Annotated in this window: 1 protein-coding gene; it reads left to right on the top strand. The window is 65.5% G+C overall.

Features of this window, described 5'->3' with window-relative positions:
• Nucleotides 1-1,404 (top strand): condensation domain-containing protein (locus BM382_RS31390; protein ID WP_239690448.1); only part of this gene is annotated, 1,404 nt, incomplete at both ends.

A 1,404-nucleotide genomic window follows, 5' to 3' on the forward strand; every position in this document is an offset into this window, starting at 1 on the left:
AGGCCGGTATCCGCTTCACCCCCAAGGACCTGTTCCAGCACCAGACGGTGCAGGGGCTGGCCACGGTGGCGGAGCAGGGCGAGGGCGGTTTGCAGATCGACCAGGGCCCGGTGCGTGGGCAGATGGCGCTGCTGCCGATCCAGCAATGGTTCTTCGACACCCCGGTGCCGGAGCGTCACCACTGGAACCAGTCGGTGCTGCTCAAGCCGCTACAGGCGCTGCAAGCCCAGCCCCTGGAAAGCGCATTGCAGGCCCTGACGGTGCAGCACGATGCCTTGCGCCTGCGCTTTACCGAACATCAGGGCACGTGGCGTGCAGCCTTTGCCGATGCCGAGGAGCCGGTGCAACTGCTGTGGCAGGCCAATGTCGCCGACGCCCAGGCGTTGCAGCAGTTTGCCGAGCAGGCCCAGAGCAGTCTCAACCTGCAGGAGGGCCCGTTGCTGCGGGCCGTGCTGTTCACCCTGGCCGACCAGAGCCAGCGCCTGTTGCTGATCGTTCATCACCTGGTGGTGGATGGGGTGTCCTGGCGGATTCTCCTGGAGGATCTGCAAGCCTTGCTGGGCGGCCAGGCACTGCCGGCCAAGTCCAGCTCGACCCAAGCCTGGGCCGGGCAGTTGCAGGCCTATGCCAGCAGCGCGGCGCTGCAGCAGGAGCTGGGTTACTGGCAGGCACAGTTGCAGGGTGTCGAATCGAACCTGCCTTGCGACCACGGCCACGACGGGTTGCAGAACCAGCACGCGAGCAGTGTCGAAACCCGGCTGAGCAAGGGTGATACCCAGCGCCTGTTGCAGGATGCGCCGGCAGCCTATCGCACCCAGATCAACGATCTGCTGCTTACCGCCCTGGCCCGGGTCATCACCCGCTGGACCGGCGACAGCAGCGCCCTGGTGCAGCTGGAAGGCCACGGCCGAGAAGAGCTGTTCGACAGCATCGACCTGAGTCGCACCGTGGGCTGGTTCACCAGCGTGTTCCCGGTGAAGCTGACGCCGCAGCCGGTCCTGGCCGACTCGATCAAGTTCATCAAGGAACAGCTGCGGGCGGTGCCGAACAAGGGCATCGGCTTCGGTGCCTTGCGCTACCTGGGGGATGCTCAAGCACAGGCAGCCCTTGCCGCACTGGCGGTGCCGCGCATCACCTTCAATTACCTGGGACAGTTCGACGGCAGTTTCGATGACCAGCAGGCATGGTTTGCCCCGGCCAATGAGGCCAAGGGCGACGACCAGAGCCTGCACGCCCCCCTGGGCAACTGGTTGACTCTCAATGGCCAGGTCTATGGCGGTGAGCTGAGCCTGGGCTGGAACTTCAGCCGGGCGATGTTCGATACCGCCACCATCGAGCACCTGGCGGATGACTACGCCCGGGAACTCAAGGCGCTGATCGAGCATTGCAGCCAGCCCGAGCACC

This window comes from Pseudomonas sp. NFPP25 (assembly GCF_900116505.1).
Classification (GTDB): Bacteria; Pseudomonadota; Gammaproteobacteria; order Pseudomonadales; family Pseudomonadaceae; genus Aquipseudomonas; species Aquipseudomonas protegens.